Genomic DNA, 22,799 nt, shown 5'->3' with positions numbered 1-22,799 from the left:
AGGATCGGATAGCTTGTGGGCCACCCCCACAGCCACCGATGTCGATGGACGGAAGGACCCTGCGATGAAGAAGTCGCCCGCGCGTGCGCTAGCCGCGCTGATTGCTACCGCTGCCCTGGCCCTGGCGGGCTGCTCGAACGGCGGAACGACCCAGCCCGCGGGCGGAGGTGACGGAGGCGGCGGCGCTGACCAGGAATACCGGATCGGCGTCACGCAGATCGTTGCCCACCCGTCGCTCGACGCCGCGCGCGAGGGCTTCAAGGAAGCGGTCGAGGAAGCCGGCCTCAACGTGACCTATGACGAGAACAACGCGCAGGGCGAGCAGGCGACCGCCACCGCTATCGCCCAGAAGTTCAACACCGGCAACTTCGATCTGGTGCTCGCGATCGCCACCCCGACGGCCCAGGCCTCGGCCCAGGTCATCACCAACAAGCCGATCCTCTTCACCGCCGTCACCGACCCGGTCGCCGCGAAGCTCGTGGAGAGCAATGAAGCGCCCGGCAGCAACGTGACCGGCACCACCGACATGAACCCGGTCGCCGATCAGATCGCGCTGGTCAAGAAGCTGAAGCCCGAGGCCCGCACGGTGGGCGTCCTCTACAGCTCCGGTGAGGTCAACTCCGAGGTGCAGGTCGAGCTGGCCAAGGCGGCGGCTGAGAAGGAGGGTCTGGAGCTGGTGCTCAAGACCGTCACCAATACCGGTGAGGTCTCCCAGGCCGCGGCGACGCTCGACGTCGATGCGATCTATGTGCCGACCGACAACAACGTCGTGTCGGGCCTGGCCGCGGTCGTGCAGGTCGCCGAGCAGAAGAAGATCCCGCTGATCGTCGGCGAGGGCGACTCCGTCCGCGGTGGCGGCGTCATCACCACCGGCATCGACTATCGCCAGCTGGGCAAGCAGACCGGCGAGATGGCGGTCCGCATCCTCAAGGACGGCGCGGATCCGGCCTCCATGCCGGTGGAGGACCAGAAGGAATACACCACCTACGTGAACAAGGGTGCCGCCGAGCGCATGGGCGTCACCATCCCCGAGGATCTCCTGGCCGGGGCGACTGACGTCTCCTCATGATCCAGACCTTCCTCAACCAGGGTCTCGCGGCAGCTGACCTTGGGCTGATCTTCGGGATCATGGCGCTGGGCGTCTACATCACGTTCCGCGTCCTGAATTTTCCCGACCTGACCGTCGACGGCAGCTTCACCACTGGAGCTGCCGTCGCCGCGTCGGCGATCATCGCCGGGGTCAACCCGTGGGTCGCGACCGGATTCGCCGTGGTCGCCGGTGCCCTGGCCGGACTGATCACCGGACTCCTGCACACCAAGGGCAAGATCAATCCCCTGCTGGCAGGCATTCTCACGCAGATCGCGCTCTATTCGATCAACCTGCGGATCATGGGCCGGGCCAATCTGCCGCTCCTGCGCACCGACACCACCCTGTCCGACGTTCGCGATGCCGGGCTGTTCGGCACGTGGGCCTCGGTGGGCATCTTCATCGCTGTGGTGATCGTGGTCCTGCTCATCGTCGACTGGTTCCTGTCAACGGACACCGGCCTCGCGATGCAGGCGACCGGCGACAACGAAGCGATGATCCGGGCTCAGGGCGTCTCGACCGACGCGATGAAGATTCTGGGCCTCGTGATCAGCAACGCCCTGGTCGGCCTCTCGGGCGCGATCATGGCGCAATACCAGGGGTACGCCGACATCGGCATGGGCATCGGCCTCATCGTGGCGGGCCTCGCCTCGGTGATCCTCGGCCAAGCCGTGCTCCCCAGTCGGCACTTCGTGGTGGCGACGGCCGCCGTCGTGCTGGGCTCGGTCATCTATCGCGAGGTCATCCAGCTGGCGCTGTCCGTGGGCTTCGATCCCAACGACATGAAGCTCATCTCGGCCGTTCTCGTGGTGCTGGCGCTCCTGTTGCCCCGCATGACGATCTTCAAGCGTTGGAAGGCGAAGCGGCGCGAACGCCAGATGGCCGCAGCGACAAGGTCCGCCGCGGAGTCCGACCGTCCGACCGCCGCCGTGGGAAGGTGACGCGCATGCTCGAAGTCAAGGACGTCAGCAAGGTCTTCTTCCCCCACACCCCCAACGAGCGGGTCGCCCTCGACAACGTCTCTCTCCAAGTCGCCGAGCGTGACTTCGTCACGGTGATCGGCTCGAACGGCGCCGGGAAGTCGACGCTGCTCAACGTGGTCGCTGGGGCGTACCGTCCGGAATCCGGCCGGGTCATGGTCGACAACCGCGACGTGACCAAGGAACCCGACTTCAAGGTCGCCCGCTATGTCGGGCGAGTGTTCCAGGACCCGATGGCGGGCACCTGTCCCAACGGGACAGTGGAGCAAAACCTGTCGATGGCCTATTCCAGGGGCAAACGCCGCGGGTTGCGTCAGTCCCTCACGCGTGCCAAGCGGGCCGTGTTCCGTGAGGAACTGCGCGCGCTCGACCTTGGCCTCGAGGATCGGCTCCATGTCGATGTGGGCCTCCTCTCCGGCGGCCAGCGGCAAGCGCTCAGCCTGCTGATGGCGACCTTCAGCAACCCGCGCATCCTGCTTCTGGACGAGCACACGGCAGCCCTTGACCCCGCGCGTGCGGAACATGTCACGCAGCTGACGGAGGCGGCCGTGGAGCGCTATGAGCTCACCACGCTCATGGTCACCCACAACATGGCCCAAGCCCTGCGGCTCGGCAACCGGCTGATCATGATGCACGGTGGCCGCATCGTGTTCGAGCTGTCCGGCGCGGACAAGCAGAACGCGACCGTGCAGGACCTCCTCGATGAGTTCGCCAAGCTCAAGGTCACCACGGACCGCACCCTGCTGGGCGCAGCGGAGGCGGATCGGACGGAGCCGGCGGAGCCGACCGATCCGAAGAGCTAGCTCCCAACCCTCTTGGTCGCGGTCCGGATGTTCCATCCAAAGGTGGACGTTCGGGCCGCGCAGGGAAAGGGTCTCGCGAGCGAGGCTGGAGACATGCTCATCTCCGCCATCGTGCTCATCACCGCAGCGCTCGGCTTCTATTCCGCCGGAGTTTGGACCGAGCGGGCGGCCGGCAGTCTGCGCGCCGTCCACGCCGTCCTGTTCGCCCTCGGGCTGGCCGCTGACGGGGCCGGGACCTTCCTGATGAGCCTCCTCGCGTCGAACGAAGGCCCGCAGCGCGACGGCCTGGCCGGCGCGTTGAACGCAGTGATGGCCGTCACCGGAGCCGTGGCGCTGATCCTCATGGCGCTCCATCTGCTCTGGGCCGTGGTCGTGTTGATCCGCAACCGACCACAGGAGAAGGCGACCTTCCACCGGTTCTCGGTTGTGGTCTGGGCCATCTGGTTGGTTCCCTATTTCACCGGTCTCGCCGGTGCGGTGCTCTGACGGGTTCGCGTTTCCCGACGGAAATGCCCCCACGATCCGCGTTGACGGAATAGGGTGCCACGTGTCCCGCATCACATCGATGTGATGCCCGGTCCTTGGGGGTGCCTGACTTGCCGCTGTCCGAGCGTGATCTCGACGAGCTCTATCGACGACGCCGCACCCTCGCCCTGGGCGGTGGTGAGGACAAGCTCGCGAAGCGCAGGGGCAAAGGCCTGCTGTCGGCGCGGGAGCGGTTGGCGTATCTCTTTCAACCCGGCACCTTCCAGGAAGTCGGCATGCACGTCCGGCACCACTCGACCGGCCTCGACGACCGGGTGCTGGCCGCGGACGGTGTCGTCACCGGCACGGGTTATGTGAACGGCAGCCTGATCGCGGCGTTCGCCCAGGACTTCACCGTCGCAGCCGGCACGCTCGGCAAGATGCATGCGGGCAAGATCGTGGATCTGATGAAGTACGCGACCCAGGCGGGCATTCCGCTCGTCGCGTTCCAGGACTCCGGCGGCGCCCGGATCCAGGAGGGTGTCGATGCGCTGTCGGGCTATGGCGATGTCTTTTACAACAACGTCCTGATGTCCGGGGTTGTCCCACAGGTTGCCGTGATCTGCGGGCCCTGTGCGGGCGGCGCCGCGTACTCCCCCGCTCTCATGGACTTCGTCATCATGACCGAGTCGCACTCCCAGATGTTCATCACCGGCCCCGATGTCATCAAGGCGGTCACCGGCCGAGCCACCTCGATGGACGAGATCGGCAGCGCCGCGATGCACTCGGCGGTCAGTGGCAACGCCCACTTCGTCGCCGCCGACGAGACCGAGGCGATCGCCATCGTGACGAGCCTGCTGTCCTATCTGCCGGCCAACAACGCCGAGGACCCGCCGCACGAGCTCCGCCCGGACCTGGCGATGATCCGGGACGAGGGCATGAACATGCTGGTGCCCGACGACCCCAGCACGCCCATGGATGTGCGCGCGATCATCACCCGGCTCGTCGACGACGGCCAGTTGCTGGAGGTCCACGCGAACTTCGCCCGCAACCTGATCGTCGGGTTCGCCCGCATCGAGGGATTGGTGACGGGCATCATCGCGAACCAACCGATGCACATGGCCGGCGCGCTCGACATCGATGCCTCCGACAAGGGCGCCCGGTTCATCCGGTTCTGCAACGCGTTCAACATCCCCTTGGTCACGCTGGTCGATGTGCCCGGCTTCCTGCCCGGCGTCGAGCAGGAGCGCGGCGGGATCATCCGCCACGGCGCGAAGATGCTGTTCGCGTACGCCTCGTCCACCGTCCCCAAACTCACCGTTATCCTCCGCAAGGCCTATGGGGGGTCCTACTTGGCGATGTGCAGTCAGGAGATGGGCGCGGATTTCGTGTACGCATGGCCCAACGCCGAGATCGCCGTCATGGGTGGCGAGGGCGCGGTGAACATCCTGCATCGCAAGGCCATCGAGGAGGCCGAGGATCCTGCCGCGCGCCGTGCGGAGCTGGTCCGGGAATATCGCGAGGAGTTCGCGTCCCCGTATCTGTCGGCCGGACGCGGCTATATCACCGACGTCATCGAGCCCGCTGAGACCCGCTCCCAGCTGGCGCTCAGTCTGCGCAAGACGCTGAGCAAGAACGAGCTCCGTCCCGCCAAGAAGCACGGCAACATCCCGCTCTGAGGACGAGGAACACATGGATGCCCTGACCCTGATGATCACCGTCGCCGTGCTGACGGTGGCGATCGCCATGATGGTGGCGCTGGTGGTCAAGGTCATCACCTTGGTGATGGGGCGCGCGGGGCGGCGCGCGCCGGAGGAGATCGTCGATGCGATCGTGCCGACGGCTGCCGTCCCGGCAGGTGGTTCCGCACCGCCTGAGGAACATGTTGCCGTCATCGCTGCCGCGGTCAGCGTGGTCTTCGATGACGACGCCCGCATCGTCCACATCCAGCCGAGGGCCGAGACCGCGTGGGCGGCGTCCGGCCGACAGACCCACCACACGTCCCACCATCTCGGTCCCCGCACCGCCCCCCGCCACACCGCGCCCAGACCTCGCGACCCAGGAGGCCCCGCATGATCCGCACGCTTCGCGTCACGGTGAACGGCCACGAATACGACGTGACCGTCGAGGACCGCACCGATCCCGGCACCTCGTTCTATCCCCAGCCGGGTTCGATGGTGATGCCGTCACCGCCGTCTGCGCCACCGCCGAGCCGGGAGTCCGCCGGCACGGCTCCCGCGGGTGGGGGCGCGGCCGTGCCCCCACCGCCCGCCACCGCTGCTGGGGTTCAGCCTGCCCTCGCCACGGGAGCCGTGCTGGCACCCATGTCCGGCGTGCTGGTCGAGATCCTCGTCACCCAGGGCCAGCAGGTCTCCGACGGGGAAACTGTCGCGATCATCGAAGCGATGAAGATGAAGACACCACTTGTCGTCGAGCAGGGCGGCACGGTGGCCAGCATCGACGCGGCCGTCGGCGACGGCGTCCAGGTCGGACAGCAGATCCTCTCGATCTCCTGAGGCAGCCGTGGACCCCTCCGAGCTCCTCAACGTCTTCCAGGGCATCGGCACCCTGTTCCAGCAGGAACCGGCGATCGCGATCGGCCGCGTGGTGCTGGTCTTCGTCGGGTTCGGCTTGGTCTATCTCGGCAAGAAGGAAGTGCTCGAACCGTTGCTGATGATCCCGATGGGGATGGGCATGTCCGCCGTGAACGCGGGCGTGCTCATCTTCGACGGCCACCGCTTCGGGACGCTGTTCGTCGATCCGCTGGTGTCATCGACCGACGATGTCGTGACAACGCTGCAGATCGACTGGCTGCAGCCGATCTATACGTTGACGTTCAGCAACGGCCTCATCGCCTGCCTGGTGTTCCTGGGAATCGGGGTGCTGCTGGACGTCGGATACGTGATGGCCAGGCCGTTCCAGAGCATGGTGATCGCGCTGTTCGCCGAGGCCGGCACGTTCGTCGTCTATCCGCTCGCGCGCATGTTCGACATGACGCCCGCCCAGGCGGCCTCGGTCGCCGCGATCGGTGGTGCGGACGGGCCGATGGTGCTGTTCGTCTCGCTCGTGCTCGCGCCCGAGATCTTCGTTCCTATTACGGTCGTCGGCTATCTCTATCTGGGTCTCGCGTACGGCGGTTATCCCTATCTGATCCGATTGATGGTGCCGGCTCGCCTGCGCGGCCTGCCGATGCCGCCCGACAAGACCAAACCCATCACCTCCGGCCAGAAACTGCTGTTCGCAGTGGTCATCTCCACGCTGCTGTGCTTCATGTTCCCGGTGGCGGCGCCGCTGTTCCTGTCGCTGTTCCTCGGTGTCGCGGTTCGAGAGTCCGGGATCGTTGAATTCCAGAAGCTGCTGAGCACGACGGTCCTCTATGGCGCGACCTTCTTCCTGGGGCTCACCCTCGGCGTGCTCTGCGAGGCCAGCACGCTGCTCAACCCGGTCGTGCTGCAGCTGCTCGTGCTCGGAATGCTGGCCCTGCTGATCTCCGGGATCGGCGGCATCGCGGGCGGCTATGTGATGTACTTCGCGACCGGCCGCAAGTACAACCCCGTCATCGGCATCGCCGGCGTCAGCTGCACACCGACCACATCCAAGGTGGCTCAGAAGGTGGCCAGCGCAGCGAACCCGCAGGCGATCATCATGCCCCATGCACTGGGCGCGAATATCTCGGGCGTCATCACCTCGGCCATCATCGCGGGTGCGTTCGTCGCCCTCCTGCGATGAGGCCACCGGCCAGAATGGGCCCATGACGACTGCCACCCCCAGCCCAGCTGCGATCGCCGCCTGGCGCGAGGACAACGCCGCCCGCAAGCGCGCCCTCGGGCCCGGACCGGACATGGCTGCCACCCGGGAGCTCTCGCTGACCGTGCCCGACGCCGCCCCGGTGCGCGCGCGCTTCCTTGTCCCGACCGACCGGCCGGCCGGAGTGCTCGTCTATCTGCACGGCGGCGGTTGGGTCACCGGGAGCATCGACACCTTCGACCGCCTCGGTCGGGAACTGGCCCGTCGCACCGGCTGGGCCGTCCTCCTCGTCGACTATGCGAAGGCGCCCGAACGACCCTTTCCCGCAGGGGTGGAGGACGCATGGGCGGCGTGGCAGTGGGCGGTGCAGCACGCGGACGATGAGCTCGGCAGCCTAGGGACAACGCTCGCCGATGGCTTCGGGCTGGTCGTCGGCGGCGACTCCTCCGGCGGAAATCTCGCCACGGTCGTGGCACGTCGGGCGCGCGATGCCGGCGTACGCCTCGACGGCCAGATCCTCGTCTATCCGGTGACGGACTGCGATCCGGACCGCCCGTCCTATCGAGCCGCGCCCGACAGCCGCAGCCACATCCAGTTGATCTGGGATCTCTATTGCCCCGCTGAGCTGCGGACCGGGCCCGACGCCTCCCCGCTGCGTGCCGAATCGCTCGCCGGTCTGGCGCCGGCGCTCATCCTCGACGCCGAGCACGACGCGCTCAACTCCGAGATCGATGCCTATGCGGAACGGCTCACGGCCGAGGGCGTCGAGCTCGCCCGGCATCACCTGCCGGGTGTCGAACACGGCTGCCTCAGTTATTGGGACACCGTGCCGGCAGCAGGCCGAGCGCTCGATGCGATCAGGGACTGGCTGGCGCTGCTGGTCAGGTGAGGCGCGGATATTCGATCTTCGGGCAGGTATCCATGACAACCTGCAGTCCAGCCGCGGCAGCACGTTCGGCGGCGGCCTCGTCGATGACACCCAGCTGCAGCCACACCATGCGGATGCCGAGCCGGTCCTTCTGTTCGATGGCCTCGTCCACCACGGCTCCGACGAGTTCGGAGCGGACGAAGCAGTCGACCACGTCCACGTGGGTGCCGTCCGGGATGTCGGCCAGTTTCGCGTACCCCTGCTGACCCAGCACCTCCTCCGCAGCCGGGTGGATGGGGATGATCGTGTGGTCGAGGTGCTCGGCAAGCCAGCTCGCGATCCGGTGCGCCGTCCGGCTCGTGTTGCTCGACAACCCCACAACGGCCCACGTGCCGGGCGTCAGCAGAGCTGCACGGATCTGGTCGGGTTCGTTGATCACTGTGGTCACCGGCCCAGTGTCACACACCCGCCCAAGGCAGCCGCCTCACCCGAGGCGGTCGGCCAGGGCCCGCCCGGTGGTGCGACCGCTGAACAGGCAACCGCCCAGGAAGGTGCCCTCCAGCGCCCGATAGCCCATCATGCCGCCACCGCCGAACCCGGCGGCCTCGCCGGCGGCGTACAGGCCGGGCACCGGCGTCCCGTCGAGGCGCAGGCAGCGGCCGTCGAGATCGGTCTCCAGCCCCCCGAGGGTCTTGCGGGTCAGGATGTTCAGCCGGACCGCGATGAGGGGTCCGTTCGCCGGGTCCAGCATCGCGTGCGGTGCGGCGGTCCGGAGCAGCTTGTCCCCGCGATGGCGACGGTGACCGCGGATGAACGCGAGCTGAGCGTCCTTGCCGAACTCGTTCGCGAGCTCCCGGTCCCGGCATTGCAGCAGGTGCTGGAGTGCGCCCGCGTCGATCAGCGGCTCGTCGCCGACCTCGTTCATGCCGGCTGCCAACTCCGCCACCGTCTCGGCGACCACGAAGTCCTCGCCGGACTCCTTGAACTTCTCGACAGGCTCCGGCGCACCGCGGCCCCGTGCCCGCCGGGCGAGCAGCCGCAGATCCTTGCCGGTCAGGTCGGGGTTCTGCTCGGAGCCCGAGAGCGCGAACTCCTTCTCGATGATCTTCTGCGTGAGGACGAACCAGCTGTAGTCGTAGCCCGTCCCCCGCAGGTGCTGCAGGGTGCCGAGCGTGTCGAACCCGGGATAGAACGGCGCCGGCAGGCGACGACCCGTCGCATCGAGCCACAGACTCGATGGACCGGGCAGGATCCGGATCCCGTGGTTCTCCCAGATCGGCGCCCAGTTCCGGAGGCCCTCCACGTAGTGCCACATCCGATCCGGGTTGATCATCCGGGCACCGGTCCACTGGGCGGTGGTGAGCATCTGCCCGTCCACGTACGCCGGCACGCCCGCCACCATCGACTCCGGCGGCGGGCCGAGCCGCTCGGGCCAGGCCTTGCGCACCAGCGCGTGGTTCCCGCCGATCCCGCCGGAGGTGACGAGCACGGCCTGCGCCTCGAGGGCGAACCGGTCGGCGACGTCACGATTCGTCGGCCGCCCGCGCGCAGCATCGTCCGGCGCCAGGACCGATCCCCGCACACCCCTGACGCCCTCGCCCCGCATGGCGAGGTGATCGACCCGGTGCCGGAACGCGAGCCGGATGCGACCGCCGGCCACGTGCTCCCGGACGCGGGCCTCGAACAGCCCGACGACCGCCGGGCCGGTGCCCCACGTGATGTGGAAGCGCGGCACCGAGTTGCCGTGCCCCTCCGCCCGCCCGTCCCCCCGCTCGGCCCAGCCGACGACGGGGAACAGCCGGTGCCCCATGGCCGCGAGCCACTTCCGTTTCTCCCCGTGGGCGAAGTCGAGATAGGCCTCGGCCCACCGTTGCGGCCAATAATCCTCGGGCCGGTCGAACCCGGCGCTGCCCAGCCAGTCCTGGCGGGCGAGGGCGAAGGAGTCCTTGATGCCCATCCGGCGCTGCTCGGGGGTGTCGATCATGAAGAGCCCCCCGAGGGACCAGTACGCCTGACCGCCGAGCGACTGTTCACCCTCCTGGTCGACGATCACCACGCGATGACCGCGGTCCGCGATCTCCGCGGCCGCCACGAGCCCGGCCAGTCCCGCACCCACCACGATCACATCGGCGTCCATGGCTCCACTGTGTCACGGGCGGGCCGACCGGTTGCCCGCTCCGGGCGAAACCCCGGTGGCGGATCGGCGCACGGTCCAAAGGAGCAATGCGAAGGCGACGATCTGGGTCCCCGCCACCACGGCGACGAGCGCCGGGATCGACCGGTCCAGCAGGAATCCGGCCCAGAATCCACCGGCGATCGCGAAGGCACCCTGGATGGCCGCGAAGATCCCGTACGCGCCCGCCAGCTGCCCCGCCGGCACCAGGTCGGCCACGAGTGCCTTGATCGTCGAGTCCTGGATCCCGTACGCCCCCGCCCAGACCGCAACCCCCGCCAGCGCGAGGCCCAGCACCGGCGCGAAGGCCAGGGCCGGGACCGCAGCCACGAGCAGCGGCACCACCAACAGGATCCGGGCGCCGACGCGGTCGAAGACCCAACCGGTCAGCAGGGCGGCGAGCGCCTCGACGAGCATGGCCCCGGCATAGATCAGCGGGATCGCCGCCGTGGCCACGCCGAGATCGCGCGTCAGATGCACCGAGATGACCGCGAAGGTGACGAGTCCGGCGGTGGTGAGGGCAGCGGCGACGGCGTACGCGAAGAACGCGCGCGGCAGCTGTGCGCCGAGTGCGCCACGCCACCACCCGACCGCCGGTCCGGCCGCCGGCGATTCCTCGTCAGCCGGCTCCGGTGCGTACACCCTCATGTCCGGCACCGTCCGCCGGATCGCGAGCAGGATCACCATCGCGACGACGCCGGGGAGCACGAGCCAGCCGAACCCGAGCCACAGCGAGCCGGTGACGACGATGACCGCTGCCGCTGCCAGCGGCCCGGCGAATGCGCCGACCTGGTCGAGCGCCTTGTGGACACCGAATCCCTTGCCCCGGCCGACCGCCTTGGCGGCGTACGCGAGCAGCGCCGATTTCGACGGCGACCGCACCGCCTTCCCCGCTCGCTCGAGGAGGATCAGTGCCGATCCGACGAGCAGGCCGGCGGCGCCGAAGCGCGGGGCCAGGGCGAGCAGGGGTACGCAGGCCGCTGTGAGGCCATACCCCAGAATCGTGAAGGACCAATGCGCCCCGCGCCGATCGGCCACCGGGCCGGCGAAGAGCCGCAGCACCAACGCCATGGCCTCGCCCGCGCCGGTGATCAGGCCGACGATCGCCGCCGACGCGCCCAGCGCGACCAACGCCGGACCGTACAGCGAACGGGCGCCCTCATAGACCATGTCGGCGAACAGGGACACCAGCCCGAACGCGAACACGACCCTCCAGGCGCTCGGTCGTGGGCGAGAGGTTGCCAGCACGGACGTGATCGTACGCGCCGACCGCCGCCGGAAATCCCCGGGAGAATAGCGTGCGGATGCTGATCTCCCGCGCGTCAGCTGATTCACTTGCCTCCGACAAACCGTGTCAATCCCCTGTCCAGAGGAGCCCCCATGAAAACGCCGCTGCTGCTCGCCTCGTTCGCCACCGCCGGAGTTCTGCTGCTGACCGGTTGCTCCGGCACGGACGCGGCCCAGCCGGGCGGCTCCGGGGCAAGCGCGCCCCAGGCAGGCACCGGTCAGTCGACCGGCGGGGAGAACGCGCAGCAATTCCTTGCCCGCCACGGGCTGGCGGGACAGTCCGCCGAACAGATCGTCGATCAACTCGACCGCACGAACGAGGACCGTCACGGAGGTCCCGTCGGATCCGTGCGCCCGAACGAGCTCGTGCTGTCCGACGACGGGGGTCAGGTCTCGCTGCCGTTGGAGGACAACTTCTATCTCGCGTTCGCGCCCTACCTGAATCGGACGCACGACTGCTTCAACCACAACCTCGCCAGCTGCCAGGGCGAGTTGGCCCAGCAGACGATGGATGTGAAGATCACCACGGGGGCGGGTGAGACTCTCGTCGACGAGCCGATGACAACGTTCGACAACGGCTTCATCGGCGTGTGGCTGCCCAAGGACATCACCGGGGAGATCACGGTGGAGCATGAGGGCAAATCGGTCACCGCGCCCATTTCGACCGGCGCTCAGGATCCGACCTGCGTCACGACGCTGCAGCTGACCTGAGCCCTGCGGTCAGTCGGCCAACACGGCGAGGGCCTCGTCGACGTCACGGCAGACCGTGGCGTCGCCGAGCAGCGACTCCCCGCCGACGACGATGAGCCGGTGCCCGGTCTCCCGGAGCCGCTCGGTCAGTTGGGGCAACAGGTCGCGCGCGTGCGCCACGAGGTGGGTCACCCGGGTCATGTCCACCACCACCGCGGGTCGATCCTCGGCGGCGGTCAACACCGCCTGCAGTGCGGCCTCGATCCCGAGAAAGGCGAGCCCACCCTGGAGTTCCACCAGCCGCGCCTCCGGCGACAGCTCGACGACCCGGCGCACGGTGGAGTGATGCGGTCGGGGCACCCGGGCGAAGTGCAGATCGAAGTCGTGGGACAGCTGGGCGCACATCTCGGTGCCCCGGACGCTGTTGCCGTGGCCGTCCAGCGGGGGCCCGAACGTCCCGATGCCGAGTTGGCCCGAGGCCGCCGCGACGATGCCGCCGCCCACCCCCGACTTGGCCGGGAGACCGACGCGGATCATCCACGCGCCGGCATCGTCATACATCCCGCAGGTCGCCATCACCGACAGCACCCGTTCGGCGACGGCCTCGGACATCACCCGGTCCCCGGTCACCGGTTGCACTCCCCGGTTGGCCAGGGTGGCTCCCATGATCGCGAGATCGGTGGCCGTGACCAGCACGGAGCACTGCCGGAGATAGGCGTCCAGCGCCTCTCCCGGATCTCCCTCGATCACCCCGGCCGAGGTCAGCAGCCACGCCAGCGCCCGGTTCCGCGCGGCCCCCTCGCCCTCGGCCTGATAGACCTCCTCACTCATCGCGAGTGACCGTCCGGCGAGCCGCTCATAGAACTCGAGGATGCGCGGGAAGCGATCACCGGTCACGCACCAGTCGGCCGCGATCGCGCCGATGTTCACCAACGGATTGGCGGGGCGGCCGGGTTCCCCATCGAGAGAGATCTCGTTGAACGCCTCGCCGGACGGCTCGACGTTGATCTTCTGGTCCACATAGTCCGTGCCGCGATCGCACAGCGCGAGGGCATAGGTGAAGGACTTGGAGATGGACTGGATCGCGAACTCCACGTCCACGTCCCCCGCACCATAGACATGGCCGTCTACGGTGCAGATCGCCGCACCGCACCCGTTGGGATCACCGACTCCGACCTCGCGGGGTTCCCCGTCGCTCAGGTGCCGCGCGGAGTCCACGAGGCGGTCGAGATGACGCAGAATCGGGGTGCGGGCGGCGGTCGCTTCGGGAGTGCTCATAGCGCCCACCCTGTCACCCGGCACCCGACCGGAGCGATCGGGTTGGGCTCTGCCTGCGCCACGGCGGTGGGAGGGGCACAACAAGAGCGTCGGTGGGGTTTGACAGAATAGATGCTTTATTGATCAATCAACCGGCTGCGCGAAGGCCGCAGCGGAGAGGTTCACCATGAAGATCGGCATCGTCATCGGCTCGATCCGCGAGGGGCGCCTCGGCGCCTCTGTCGGAGCATGGGTTAAGGACCAGGCCGACAAACGTGCGGACGCCGAATATGAGGTGCTTGACCTCAAGGACTTCCGCGTGCCCCTGCTCGACTCGCCGACGCACCCCATGCAGGCGAACAAGAACTACGACTCTCCCGAGGTGACCGCCTGGAGTCGGGCGATCGATGCCTGCGACGGGTTTGTCTTCGTGACTCCCGAATACAACCACGGCGTTCCCGGCGCGCTGAAGAACGCCGTCGACGTCCTGGGTCCCGAGTGGGTCGGCAAGCCGATCGGTTTCGTGGGCTACGGGTCGGCCGGCGGCGTACGCGCGGTCGAGCAGTGGCGTCAGATCGTCGGCAACCTGTCGATGGTCGACGTGCGGGCCCAACTGGAGATCAGTCTCTTCACCGAGTTCGGCGACGAGGGGTTCACCCCCAACGAGCGCCGGAGTGCGGAGATCACGACGCTGCTGGACCAGTTGGTGGAGATGACCAAGAAGCTGGCCTGAGCCTTCAGCGGTGGGGTGGCGGCGCCGGCAGGCGGACGATCCACCAAGGGAGCAGCGCCTGTGTCAGTGGTCCGATGGCAAGGGCGTACGCGACCGTGCCGACGCCCACCACCCCGCCCAACAACCACCCGGCTGCCAGGACAAGGACCTCGATGCTGGTGCGGATGAGGCGAAGGGACCGACCGGTGAGCCGTGCGAATCCGGTCATGAGCCCATCGCGGGGGCCGGGGCCGAGTTGGGCGCCGATATACATGGCGGACGCCAACCCGTTGAGCAGCACGCCGGCCACCACCAGGCCGAGTCGCGCGGGCAGACCCTCGGGTTCGGGAATCACTGCCAGAGACGGATCAACAACCAGCCCCACCACGATCGCATTGGCGACCGTGCCCAGGCCGGGTGCCTGCCGGATCACGGCCCACAGGGCCAGGACGAGCATCGAGGTCGCGATCACCACCTGACCGAACGTCAACGGCACATGGAGTGCGATGCCCTGGTGGAGCACATCCCAGGGCATGACCCCCAAAGTCCCGCGGATCAGCAGAGCCATGGACACACCGAAGAGGACCAGCCCGGCGAACAGCTGCGGAAGCCGTCGGCCGAGCCGGCCCGCGCGGAGCTGTGCGAGCGGGCCGAGCTTGGTGAGTTCCACCGGGCGGTCGGCGTGGGGGCGAGCGGTCATGCGTACAGACTGACGCACCACTCCTGAGATGTACCAACAGAGCCGGTGCCATCCGGCCACCGGGGATGGCACCCCTCTCTGCGGTACATCCCAGGGGCCGGGAACGCAACGGCGGCGACAGGGTCTCCCCCGCCACCGCTGGCGTACTGCAGCCCCAAACGGGCCCGAGAACGGTCAGACCTCAGTCATGAACCCCGCGAAGAACGCATTCAGCTCGTCAAAGGCGTCGAGCGGGAGGACGAGGGAGACGTACTGATCCGGGCGCACCACCACGAGCGCACCCTGACCACGGTCGATCTGCTGCATGTCGAAGATGTCCCGGTCGGTGTCCTCGACCGCCGCGAAGCACTTCTCGTAGTCCACCAGCCCGTGGATGCCGACGCGCGGCTTGAGGAAGTCCGGCATTTCGAACCAGTCCACCTCGAAGTGGGACTGCTGGACAATGCCGCGGACGTCGAACACGCCATCGGTGGGCCAGTCCTTCGGCGTGTACTTCGCCACCGGCGAATCGTCCGACGCCAGCCACTCCATCAACTGCAGGAACTTCGAGCCGCTGTTGCGGGGGTCGACGACGTCGGCGAAGGCATACAGACGCCAACGGCCGTCCGCCTGGTGCTGGTGGCCGAGGTGCATGCGCTTGCCGTCGCCCATGCAGATGACTTCCTGCGACTTGAAGCGCCGACCGGGCGGATAGCCCTTGGCAAGGTGCAGATAGGTGTCCTCACCGGTGAGCAGGCTCGGCGTGTAGTGCGTGGCCAGGCCGGCGGTGAACTCACCGTTCTTGACGAACTGACGCTCGACCTCCGCGAAAGCGGCCTGGACGGCCTTCTCATCGCTCGAGTCGACCCGGCCGGCACCGCCGATGGCCTGGGACCAGCGGGTATCCATGTCGATGAGATCCTGGGCGATGACCTTGCGCTCGGCGGAATAGGTGTCGAGCAGGCTGGCGGGGCTGCGGCCCTGGATAACCGCGGCCATCTTCCAGCCGAGGTTGAAGGTGTCCTGCATGGAGACGTTCATGCCCTGACCGGCCTTCGCCGTGTGGGTGTGACAGGCGTCACCGGCGATGAAGACCTGCGGCGCGCGCTGGCCGATCTCGGCCTCGTCGACGTCGTCGAACTTGTCCGTGACGCGGTGACCGACGCGATAGACGGAGAACCAGGCGACCTCCTTGACGTCCAAGGAGAACTGCGACAGGACGTTGTTGGCCTTCGCGAGCACCTCGTCCTCGGTGAGCCAGGCGTCGGACGCGATCTCACCCATGTCCACATAGAGACGGAACAGGTGGCCGCCCTCGCGCGGGATCAGCAGGATGTTGCCGCCGTCGCCGGACTGGATGGTGCACTTGAAGCGGATCTCGGGGAAGTCGGTGACCGCGAGCAGGTCCATGACGCCCCAGGCCTTGTCGGCGCCGTATCCCTGAGCGACGCGACCGATCGACTCGCGCACGATGGAATGCGCGCCGTCGCACCCGACGACATATTTCGCCTTGACGACCTTCTCCCCCTCCGGGGTGCTCAGCGTCACCGCCGCGAGACCGTCCTCGGTCTCCTTCGGCGGCACCATGCTGGTCAACTCGTGCGAATAGTCCACCTTGAGGCGGCTGGGCGAGCCGTCCATGTATTCCAACAAGAAGTCGAGCAGGCGGGCCTGGTTCACGATCACGTGCGGGAACTCCGAGAGTCCGTCGCGCACGTCCTGGACCCTGCCGAACCGCTTGATCCGGCTCGGGTCGGAGGGGTCCGGTCCCCAGAAGTGGGTCTCGTTCACCCAGTACGCCTCATCGGTCATCTTGTCCGCGAGGCCAAAGGCCTCGAAGGTCTCCACCGTGCGGCAGTTGACACCGTCGGCCCGGCCCACCGGCAGCGGACCGTCGGCCTTCTCGACGATGCGGGTGTTGATCTCGGGGAACTCCGAGAGCTGGGCAGCCAACAGCAGGCCGGCGGGGCCGGTGCCGATGATGAGGACGTCCACCTCGTCGGGCAGCGGACCCTGTTCCTCCGAGCGGCCCTCGGCCATCTTGCGGATCCGGGGATCGCCCTTGACGTAACCGTCCTGGAAATACTGCATGCGGTTTCCCTCTCAGCGTTGAGATCAAGGCGCAGCCGGTTTCCCGGCGAACGCCGCAGTGTGTGCCCATCGTTCCGACGTTTCGTGGCTGGCGCAATGGCCCGTCGACCAAAACCCGCGTGTTCGGCGCTGTGAGTGGACACAATCCGCGGCGGCGAATGGCGAACGGTCCGGCTTGCGTGACCGAGGCTAGGCTGACGAAATGTCGGTGCCCGTCGGTCTCTATCTGACGAACCAGTACTACCCCGGCCACGACCCGGCCGCCGCCCTGCGCGAACAGTTGGCGCTGGTGCGAGCGGCCCGGGACGGCGGCTGGGCTGCGGTGTTCGCCGGCCACCACTATCTCGGCGACGACCTCGCGCACTTCCAGCCGCTGCCCATGCTCGCGCGGGCGGCCGCAGAGGCCGAGGGCATGCGGATCGGCACCGGCATCTGGCTGCTCGCGCTGCACAATCCGGTCGATGTGGCCGAACAGCTGGCGACGCTCGACATCATCGCGGGCGGTCAGCTGACATTCGGGGTGGGACTGGGTTATCGAGACGTGGAGTACGCCGCCTTCGGCATCGGCACGAGCCGGATCGACCGTTTCGAGGACAATCTCTCGATCGTCCGCCGGTTGTGGGCCGGGGAAGCCGTGGACGCGGACCTGCCCTGGTGTCGCCTTCGGGGCGCGCGACTGAGCCTGTTGCCTGTGCAAACACCCGGGCCGCCGATCTGGATGGCCGCGAACAGCGACAGCGCTGTGCAGCGGGCTGCGCGCCTCGCTGATGCCTGGATGGTCAACCCGCACGCGACGCTCGACACGATCAGTCGCCAACTCGAGTTGTATCGCGTGGCCCGCGGAGGGCGCCCCGGGCCGCTGCCCCTCATGCGTGAGGTGTTCTGCGGCCCCGACCGCGAGACGGCCCTGCGGCGAGCAGAGCCCTTCCTGGCGGCGAAATACAAGACCTACGCAGATTGGGGTCAGAACAAGGTGATGCCGGATCGGGACGCGTTCGATGCGGCGTACGCCCAGTTGGCCGACCAGCGCTTCATCGTCGGATCCCCGGCTGACTGCGTGGCCGCTCTGCGGCCCTGGCTGGAGTTGGGTGTGACCGAGCTCATTCTGCGGACGCACTGGGCCGGGATGCCGATCGAGCACGCGGTGGAGTCGATCCGACTCCTGTCCACTGAGGTGCTGCCCAGCCTGTGAAGGAAAGAGGCCCGGAAGGAGCCGGGAGGCCTCTACGCTTCACTGGCATGACCCAGATCACATTCCGGCTCGGCGCTGCCACTGCGTTGCTGGCATCGCTGCCCTTGCTGGCGGCCTGCAGCACACCCGACAACGCACTGGCGAGCAGATGCAGCGGAGGCACGCTCCAAGGCTGGGACTGCACCCTCACGATCGAGCGCATCGACAAGCCCGCCAGCGGTTCGCTGTCGGTCAACGACCACAGCAGGCAGGTCGACCTCTCCGGAACCATCACGCTCCGCACCGGGAAGGTGGACGTGACCTTCGGCAGTGGTGGCCAGGACGACCACACCGTGACGGTGACTCCCGACAGTCCCCAGCAGGTGGACACGACCGTCCGGACCGCCGGCAGAAGCTCCGACGATGAGCGCCTCATCCTGGTCAAGGTGGTGCCTCTGGAGCCGAGCGAAGGGCTCGAGGCCACCCTCCGCCACAACGGCTGATTCGGGGGCCGCTCCTGCGACCTGCCCGAGCCCCACGTATTGTCGACATATGACCAACCCAACGAAGCAGGTCGCGTTTCTCGTCGCCCACGAGGGCATCGAGGAGATCGAGCTCACGTCTCCCTGGGCGGCGGTCAAGGAGGCAGGGTGGACCCCCGTGCTCCTCAGCCCGAAGTCCGGCGAGGTCCAGGCCTTCAATCACCTTGACAAGTCCAACACCTATCCGGTCGACGTGGAGGTGAAAGCGGCCTCCACCGAGGACTTCGCCGCCCTGGTGCTGCCCGGCGGTGTCGTGGACGGCAACCTGATCACCTCGCGCAATCCCGATGACCTCGAGGCCTTCAACGGCGCGCTTCTCGAGGCCCTGCACCACGGCTCGGCGGCGTGATCCGCCATGCCGCAGGAGGGGTGGAGCGCCAAGCGCGAGCGGCAATACGAGCACATCAAGGACAGCGCCGAGGAGCGTGGCGAGTCCGAGAAGGTCGCGAAAGAGATCGCGGCGCGGACGGTGAACAAGGAACGTGCCCGGGCCGGTGAGTCGAAAGAGGCCAGTCGCACCTCCATCGAGGACATCTCGTCCGGTCGCCGCGGAGGTCTGCGGTCCCACTCGGGCGCGCAGGGCCGCACCAAGGCCCAGCTCTATGAGGACGCCAAGCGCAAGAAGATCAAGGGCCGCTCGAAGATGACCAAGGACGAGCTCCGCAGGGCGCTGGATGACCGCTGACTTCCCCCGCGCGGTGTTTCACTGGCCGTCCCGCATCGCCGGCACCGCGCTGCGCCGCTATCGCGCCACCGGTGCCGATCTGCCCTTCGGCGACCCCCTGCCGTGGCATGGGGTCTCGATGGAGGGCTATTTCTGGCGTCTGACCGATCCCGCCTCGGGCCGGGTCGTCATCGCACTCACCGGCATCAACACGCCGGCGACCGGCCCGGCATGGGCGACGGTTGGCATCGCGACGGAGCCGGGTGGAACCCTGGATGCCGGTGAGCTCTCCGACGCGTGGGCCGACCCACAGCGCTTGGGCATCCGTGTCGCCGACGAAGTCCGTGCCTCCGAGCGGCAGGTCCGCATGGCGGTCGGCTCGTCCCGGGTCGACTTCACTGTCGAGGCACCGCGACGCTGGCCCGGGCGCGTCTTCGGCGGTTCGAGTGTGTTCCAGACCGTGCCGGGGCTGAATCAGTATTGGCATCCCTGGCTCCTCGGCGGCCACGCCACGGGTTCGGTGACGATCGACGGTGAACGGACCGCCGTGGACGGCTGGCAGGTCTATGCCGAGAAGAACTGGGGCCGGGGCGGCTTCCCGACCGCATGGTGGTGGGGTCAGGCTCAGGGCTTCGCCGAACGGAACGCCTGCGTCGCCTTCGCCGGTGGCCGGATCACCGCCGGACCGAAACTTGCCGGCCGCGGCCTGGAGACCGAGGTCACGGCACTCGTGGCGGCGCTGCCGGACGGCCGCGTCGTCCGGCTGGGCGATCCCCTCATTTCCCCGGTCACGACGACAGCGCGACCCGGTTCGTGGACATTGCGCGGGCGCTCCCCACGCTGGCAGATCGAGGTCGATGCCGTCGCCAACCCCGACCATTCCTTCGTGCTGCCGGTGCCTCTGGTCGAGGAGCGGCGGAATGCGCCGGGTGATCTGGAGCACCTGGTCGGGGACCTCCGCGTTCTCGTGCGGGAGAACGGCCGTGTCGTCTGGCACGGACACACCACCCTGGCCGCACTGGAGATCGGTGGGCGTGACCTCGCCGAAGCCGAACTGGCCCGCCGCGGCGGCGATCCCCGCCCCCTGCGGCATCCGAAACCAGCAGGACCCAACGAAGCAAGCACTGACTGAAGGGACGATCCCATGACCGACCACCAGAAAGTCGATCGCGACGCTGCCGCCATGGTGAACGACGAGGGCGGTTTCCCCGAACAGCAACAGCAGCCCCCGGGTTTGACCGGCGAGATGACCCCGGTGCCCGACCACGGCGAGGAATCGTGGGTCGGCCACAACCGCCTCGAGGGGCTGCGGGCCCTGATCACCGGCGGGGACTCGGGCATCGGCCGTGCGGTCGCGATTGCGTTCGCGCGCGAGGGCTGCGACGTGGCCATCAACTATCTGGCCGACGAACAACAGGATGCCGAGGAAACCCAGCGCTGGGTGGAGAAGGCCGGCCGCAAGTGCGTCCTCGTGCCGGGCGACCTCACCGTGGAGGCCACGGCCCGCGGAGTCGTGGACGACGCCGCCGGCCAACTCGGCGGGCTGGACATCCTCGTGAACAACGCGGGCTATCAATGGGCCCGCAGGGAGGAAGGGCTCGCGAGTGTGACGACCGAGCAGATGGACCGCGTGTTCAAGACGAACCTGTACGCCCTGTTCTGGGTCACCCAGCAGTCCCTCTCCCACCTCCAGAAGGGCGCGAGCATCATCAACGTGAGCTCGATCCAGGCGTACGACCCGTCGGTCTCCCTGTCCGACTATGCAGCGACGAAGGCGGCCATCAACAACTTCACCGCCAATCTCGCCGCCGAACTCGGCCCGAAGGGCGTCCGGGTGAACGCCGTGGCCCCGGGACCGATCTGGACGCCGCTGCAGCCGGCGACCAAGGGCGGCGACAGCATGCCGAGCTTCGGCGGCGACACGCCCTTGGGTCGTGCCGGCCAGCCGGCCGAACTCGCCGGGGCTTTCGTCTATCTGGCGAGCCCGCGCGAGGCGTCGTACGTCACCGGCACCGTCCTCGGCGTCACCGGCGGCAAGCCGGTCTTCTGAGTGTCAGGTCCCGCAGAACGTGCGGAACCCGCGACCTTCGTCCGGGTCGGGCTCGGCAAGATCCTCGAGCCCGGCCCGGACCTCGAACGGTGCCTGCACGGCCGTGAGCAGCCGGTCGAACGGCTCGAGGTTGCCGAACTGGGCCGCTAGCAGCGCCTCTTCAACCCGGTGATTCCGCGGAATGTACGCCGGGTTGAGCGCGTCCATGGCTGCGTGCACGGCCGTCGGGTCGGCGGGCAGCAGGCTCGCTCGCTTCTCGGCCCAGGCCGCGAACACGGCACGGTCGGTGAACAACCCCTCGGCCGTGCCGGCCGCCAAGGCGCGGAAGAAGTTCGTGAAGTCCACCTTGTCCCGGTGCAGCAGTCCGAGGATGGCCTCGACCAGCCCTGCGTCAGGGCGCGCGAGCCCGAGCTTGGCGCTCATCCGCTCCAGCGCGAGTTCGTTGTAGAGCGTCCCGAACTCCGTCAGCACCTCCATCGCGAGCTCGATCGCCGCGTCCTCGTCCGGTGCGAACAGCGGCAGCAGTGCCTCACCGAACCTGGCGAGGTTCCACTGCCCGACCGACGGCTGATTGCCGTAGGCATAACGCCCGCCGGTATCGATCGAGCTGAACACGGTGCCCGGATCGAACGCGTCCATGAACGCGCACGGGCCATAGTCGATCGTCTCGCCCGAGATCGTCACGTTGTCGGTGTTCATCACACCGTGGATGAACCCGACGCCCATCCAGTCCACGATCAACGCCGCCTGGGCGCGCATCACCCGTCGATAGAACTCCAGATAGGGGTTGTCCGCAGCCCGGGCTTCCGGGTGGTGTCGCTCGATCGCATAATCCGCCAGGCCCCGCAGGAGCTCCGGATCGCGCAGCGCTGCGGCGTACTCGAAAGTCCCCACCCGCAGATGGCTCGCCGCCACCCGGCTCAGCACGGCACCCGGCTGCGGACCCTCCCGGAAGACAGACTCGCCGGTCCTGACGACCGCCAGCGAACGGGTGGTCGGGATGCCCAGGGCATGCATCGCCTCGGAGATCAGATATTCACGGAGCATCGGCCCGATCACGGCCTTCCCGTCGCCGCCCCGCGCGAACGGCGTGCGACCCGAGCCCTTCAGATGGAGGTCCCGACGTCGGCCGTGCGCGTCCGTGAGCTCACCCACCAGCAGTGCCCGACCGTCGCCGAGCCGCGGCGAATAGCCGCCGAACTGGTGGCCCGCATAGACCTGTGCGACCGTCTCGACCTCGTCGGGCACCCGGCCGACCAGGAACGCGACGCCCTCGGGCGAGCGCAACTCGTCAGGATCGAGACCCAGCTCGCGGGCCACGGGTTCGTTGAGCACGACGAGCTCGGGCGCGGGCGCCTCGGCCGCACGCCACGGCGTCGACAGTTTGGGCAGGGCCTCTGCGTACGTCTGCTCGAATCGCGACAACGTATTCGTGTCCATGACCACGCAACCCCGAGCCAGCCGCAGTTGTTCCCAACCGGGTTCAGGATTTCGGACGCGACCACGAGGTCCGCACACCCGGCTAGGCTTATC

General features: G+C 68.1%; 24 protein-coding genes. 17 read left to right on the top strand and 7 right to left on the bottom strand.

Annotation, left to right across the window (positions count from 1 at the left end):
• Positions 1 to 64 precede the first annotated feature (64 nt).
• The 9 genes from ACQ260_RS01495 to ACQ260_RS01455 all read left to right on the top strand — a co-directional run bounded on the left by ACQ260_RS01495 (position 65) and on the right by ACQ260_RS01455 (position 7,971).
• Positions 65 to 1,069 (top strand): ABC transporter substrate-binding protein, encoded by a 1,005-nt coding sequence (locus ACQ260_RS01495; RefSeq protein WP_432557625.1) that lies wholly within the window; start codon positions 65 to 67, stop codon positions 1,067 to 1,069.
• On the top strand, positions 1,066 to 2,028 hold the full coding sequence (locus ACQ260_RS01490) for an ABC transporter permease (protein WP_432557624.1): 963 nt from the start codon (positions 1,066 to 1,068) through the stop codon (positions 2,026 to 2,028). Before ACQ260_RS01495 ends, ACQ260_RS01490 begins: the two co-directional genes overlap by 4 nt.
• Before the next feature lie 5 nt (positions 2,029 to 2,033).
• On the top strand, positions 2,034 to 2,870 hold the full coding sequence (locus tag ACQ260_RS01485) for an ABC transporter ATP-binding protein (RefSeq protein WP_432557623.1): 837 nt from the start codon (positions 2,034 to 2,036) through the stop codon (positions 2,868 to 2,870).
• Positions 2,871 to 2,963: 93 nt separating this feature from the next.
• Positions 2,964 to 3,356, top strand: a complete 393-nt coding sequence (locus ACQ260_RS01480; RefSeq protein WP_432557622.1) for an HsmA family protein — start codon at positions 2,964 to 2,966, stop codon at positions 3,354 to 3,356.
• Positions 3,357 to 3,457: 101 nt separating this feature from the next.
• A complete protein-coding gene (locus ACQ260_RS01475) occupies positions 3,458 to 5,014 on the top strand; it encodes an acyl-CoA carboxylase subunit beta (RefSeq protein WP_432557621.1) in 1,557 nt (518 codons plus the stop codon).
• 13 nt (positions 5,015 to 5,027) lie between these two features.
• The gene (locus ACQ260_RS01470) at positions 5,028 to 5,411 is read left to right on the top strand and encodes a hypothetical protein (RefSeq protein ID WP_432557620.1); all 384 of its coding nucleotides are present in this window, start codon (positions 5,028 to 5,030) and stop codon (positions 5,409 to 5,411) included.
• Positions 5,408 to 5,851, top strand: coding sequence for an acyl-CoA carboxylase biotin carboxyl carrier protein subunit (locus ACQ260_RS01465; RefSeq protein ID WP_432557619.1), 444 nt, complete (start codon positions 5,408 to 5,410; stop codon positions 5,849 to 5,851). The genes ACQ260_RS01470 and ACQ260_RS01465 overlap by 4 nt, the downstream gene beginning before the upstream one ends.
• 7 nt (positions 5,852 to 5,858) lie before the next feature.
• Positions 5,859 to 7,064: a sodium ion-translocating decarboxylase subunit beta gene (locus ACQ260_RS01460; protein ID WP_432557618.1), complete on the top strand. Its 1,206-nt coding sequence runs from the start codon at positions 5,859 to 5,861 to the stop codon at positions 7,062 to 7,064.
• Positions 7,065 to 7,086: 22 nt separating this feature from the next.
• Positions 7,087 to 7,971 (top strand): alpha/beta hydrolase, encoded by an 885-nt coding sequence (locus ACQ260_RS01455; RefSeq protein ID WP_432557617.1) that lies wholly within the window; start codon positions 7,087 to 7,089, stop codon positions 7,969 to 7,971.
• On the opposite strand, the gene ACQ260_RS01450 is transcribed toward ACQ260_RS01455, so the two are convergent.
• The 3 genes from ACQ260_RS01450 to ACQ260_RS01440 are packed head-to-tail and all read right to left on the bottom strand — an operon-like array spanning position 7,964 to position 11,371.
• Positions 7,964 to 8,398 carry a CoA-binding protein gene (locus ACQ260_RS01450; protein WP_432557616.1) on the bottom strand — a complete coding sequence of 145 codons (435 nt, stop codon included), beginning with the start codon at positions 8,396 to 8,398 and terminating at the stop codon, positions 7,964 to 7,966. The genes ACQ260_RS01455 and ACQ260_RS01450 overlap by 8 nt on opposite strands.
• A gap of 36 nt (positions 8,399 to 8,434) precedes the next feature.
• Positions 8,435 to 10,087, bottom strand: coding sequence for an FAD-binding dehydrogenase (locus ACQ260_RS01445; RefSeq protein WP_432557615.1), 1,653 nt, complete (start codon positions 10,085 to 10,087; stop codon positions 8,435 to 8,437).
• Positions 10,088 to 10,099: 12 nt separating this feature from the next.
• Positions 10,100 to 11,371: an MFS transporter gene (locus ACQ260_RS01440; RefSeq protein ID WP_432557614.1), complete on the bottom strand. Its 1,272-nt coding sequence runs from the start codon at positions 11,369 to 11,371 to the stop codon at positions 10,100 to 10,102.
• A gap of 132 nt (positions 11,372 to 11,503) precedes the next feature.
• Between ACQ260_RS01440 and ACQ260_RS01435 the strand changes: the two genes are divergently transcribed.
• Positions 11,504 to 12,121 (top strand): CueP family metal-binding protein, encoded by a 618-nt coding sequence (locus tag ACQ260_RS01435; protein ID WP_432557613.1) that lies wholly within the window; start codon positions 11,504 to 11,506, stop codon positions 12,119 to 12,121.
• Positions 12,122 to 12,130: 9 nt separating this feature from the next.
• Here the strand turns inward: ACQ260_RS01435 and glsA are convergent, their stop codons facing one another.
• Positions 12,131 to 13,378, bottom strand: coding sequence for a glutaminase A (gene glsA, locus ACQ260_RS01430; protein WP_432557612.1), 1,248 nt, complete (start codon positions 13,376 to 13,378; stop codon positions 12,131 to 12,133).
• Between the two features lie 166 nt (positions 13,379 to 13,544).
• On the opposite strand from glsA, the gene ACQ260_RS01425 reads away from it, so the two are divergent.
• The gene (locus ACQ260_RS01425; protein WP_432557611.1) at positions 13,545 to 14,090 is read left to right on the top strand and encodes an NADPH-dependent FMN reductase; all 546 of its coding nucleotides are present in this window, start codon (positions 13,545 to 13,547) and stop codon (positions 14,088 to 14,090) included.
• Positions 14,091 to 14,094: 4 nt separating this feature from the next.
• On the opposite strand, the gene yczE is transcribed toward ACQ260_RS01425, so the two are convergent.
• Positions 14,095 to 14,769: a membrane protein YczE gene (gene yczE, locus ACQ260_RS01420; RefSeq protein WP_432557610.1), complete on the bottom strand. Its 675-nt coding sequence runs from the start codon at positions 14,767 to 14,769 to the stop codon at positions 14,095 to 14,097.
• Between the two features lie 174 nt (positions 14,770 to 14,943).
• On the bottom strand, positions 14,944 to 16,839 hold the full coding sequence (locus ACQ260_RS01415; RefSeq protein WP_432557609.1) for an FAD-dependent monooxygenase: 1,896 nt from the start codon (positions 16,837 to 16,839) through the stop codon (positions 14,944 to 14,946).
• 202 nt (positions 16,840 to 17,041) lie between these two features.
• Between ACQ260_RS01415 and ACQ260_RS01410 the strand changes: the two genes are divergently transcribed.
• From ACQ260_RS01410 to ACQ260_RS01385, 6 genes are read left to right on the top strand one after another with little or no spacing between them, the layout of a single operon-like run.
• Positions 17,042 to 18,031, top strand: a complete 990-nt coding sequence (locus tag ACQ260_RS01410; RefSeq protein ID WP_432557608.1) for an LLM class flavin-dependent oxidoreductase — start codon at positions 17,042 to 17,044, stop codon at positions 18,029 to 18,031.
• A gap of 47 nt (positions 18,032 to 18,078) precedes the next feature.
• Positions 18,079 to 18,513, top strand: a complete 435-nt coding sequence (locus tag ACQ260_RS01405; protein WP_432557607.1) for a hypothetical protein — start codon at positions 18,079 to 18,081, stop codon at positions 18,511 to 18,513.
• Between the two features lie 49 nt (positions 18,514 to 18,562).
• Positions 18,563 to 18,901 (top strand): DJ-1/PfpI family protein, encoded by a 339-nt coding sequence (locus tag ACQ260_RS01400; protein WP_432557606.1) that lies wholly within the window; start codon positions 18,563 to 18,565, stop codon positions 18,899 to 18,901.
• A gap of 6 nt (positions 18,902 to 18,907) precedes the next feature.
• Positions 18,908 to 19,237, top strand: coding sequence for a plasmid stabilization protein (locus tag ACQ260_RS01395; RefSeq protein ID WP_432557605.1), 330 nt, complete (start codon positions 18,908 to 18,910; stop codon positions 19,235 to 19,237).
• Entirely contained in the window at positions 19,227 to 20,348 is a 1,122-nt protein-coding gene (locus ACQ260_RS01390) for a tocopherol cyclase family protein (protein ID WP_432557604.1), read from the top strand. The genes ACQ260_RS01395 and ACQ260_RS01390 overlap by 11 nt, the downstream gene beginning before the upstream one ends.
• A gap of 12 nt (positions 20,349 to 20,360) precedes the next feature.
• Positions 20,361 to 21,266, top strand: a complete 906-nt coding sequence (locus tag ACQ260_RS01385) for an SDR family oxidoreductase (protein WP_432557603.1) — start codon at positions 20,361 to 20,363, stop codon at positions 21,264 to 21,266.
• Positions 21,267 to 21,269: 3 nt separating this feature from the next.
• On the opposite strand, the gene ACQ260_RS01380 is transcribed toward ACQ260_RS01385, so the two are convergent.
• Positions 21,270 to 22,706, bottom strand: a complete 1,437-nt coding sequence (locus ACQ260_RS01380; protein ID WP_432557602.1) for a protein adenylyltransferase SelO — start codon at positions 22,704 to 22,706, stop codon at positions 21,270 to 21,272.
• Positions 22,707 to 22,799: the final 93 nt, after the last annotated feature.

It is taken from the genome of Ammonicoccus luteus (assembly GCF_050880385.1).
Classification (GTDB): domain Bacteria; phylum Actinomycetota; class Actinomycetes; order Propionibacteriales; family Propionibacteriaceae; genus Enemella.
Note: the sequence above shows the minus strand (reverse complement) of the source record. Positions and strands in the feature narration are given on the sequence as shown.

Excerpts from the sequence above, each read along its gene's own strand:
- ACQ260_RS01495 (WP_432557625.1), top strand. The coding sequence starts at position 65 with ATGAAGAAGTCGCCCGCGCGTGCGCTAGCCGCGCTGATTGCTACCGCT.
- ACQ260_RS01490 (WP_432557624.1), top strand. The coding sequence starts at position 1,066 with ATGATCCAGACCTTCCTCAACCAGGGTCTCGCGGCAGCTGACCTTGGG.
- ACQ260_RS01485 (WP_432557623.1), top strand. The coding sequence starts at position 2,034 with ATGCTCGAAGTCAAGGACGTCAGCAAGGTCTTCTTCCCCCACACCCCC.
- ACQ260_RS01480 (WP_432557622.1), top strand. The coding sequence starts at position 2,964 with ATGCTCATCTCCGCCATCGTGCTCATCACCGCAGCGCTCGGCTTCTAT.
- ACQ260_RS01470 (WP_432557620.1), top strand. The coding sequence starts at position 5,028 with ATGGATGCCCTGACCCTGATGATCACCGTCGCCGTGCTGACGGTGGCG.
- ACQ260_RS01465 (WP_432557619.1), top strand. The coding sequence starts at position 5,408 with ATGATCCGCACGCTTCGCGTCACGGTGAACGGCCACGAATACGACGTG.
- ACQ260_RS01455 (WP_432557617.1), top strand. The coding sequence starts at position 7,087 with ATGACGACTGCCACCCCCAGCCCAGCTGCGATCGCCGCCTGGCGCGAG.
- ACQ260_RS01445 (WP_432557615.1), bottom strand. The coding sequence starts at position 10,087 with ATGGACGCCGATGTGATCGTGGTGGGTGCGGGACTGGCCGGGCTCGTG.
- ACQ260_RS01435 (WP_432557613.1), top strand. The coding sequence starts at position 11,504 with ATGAAAACGCCGCTGCTGCTCGCCTCGTTCGCCACCGCCGGAGTTCTG.
- glsA (WP_432557612.1), bottom strand. The coding sequence starts at position 13,378 with ATGAGCACTCCCGAAGCGACCGCCGCCCGCACCCCGATTCTGCGTCAT.
- ACQ260_RS01425 (WP_432557611.1), top strand. The coding sequence starts at position 13,545 with ATGAAGATCGGCATCGTCATCGGCTCGATCCGCGAGGGGCGCCTCGGC.
- yczE (WP_432557610.1), bottom strand. The coding sequence starts at position 14,769 with ATGACCGCTCGCCCCCACGCCGACCGCCCGGTGGAACTCACCAAGCTC.
- ACQ260_RS01415 (WP_432557609.1), bottom strand. The coding sequence starts at position 16,839 with ATGCAGTATTTCCAGGACGGTTACGTCAAGGGCGATCCCCGGATCCGC.
- ACQ260_RS01410 (WP_432557608.1), top strand. The coding sequence starts at position 17,042 with ATGTCGGTGCCCGTCGGTCTCTATCTGACGAACCAGTACTACCCCGGC.
- ACQ260_RS01405 (WP_432557607.1), top strand. The coding sequence starts at position 18,079 with ATGACCCAGATCACATTCCGGCTCGGCGCTGCCACTGCGTTGCTGGCA.
- ACQ260_RS01400 (WP_432557606.1), top strand. The coding sequence starts at position 18,563 with ATGACCAACCCAACGAAGCAGGTCGCGTTTCTCGTCGCCCACGAGGGC.
- ACQ260_RS01395 (WP_432557605.1), top strand. The coding sequence starts at position 18,908 with ATGCCGCAGGAGGGGTGGAGCGCCAAGCGCGAGCGGCAATACGAGCAC.
- ACQ260_RS01390 (WP_432557604.1), top strand. The coding sequence starts at position 19,227 with ATGACCGCTGACTTCCCCCGCGCGGTGTTTCACTGGCCGTCCCGCATC.
- ACQ260_RS01385 (WP_432557603.1), top strand. The coding sequence starts at position 20,361 with ATGACCGACCACCAGAAAGTCGATCGCGACGCTGCCGCCATGGTGAAC.
- ACQ260_RS01380 (WP_432557602.1), bottom strand. The coding sequence starts at position 22,706 with ATGGACACGAATACGTTGTCGCGATTCGAGCAGACGTACGCAGAGGCC.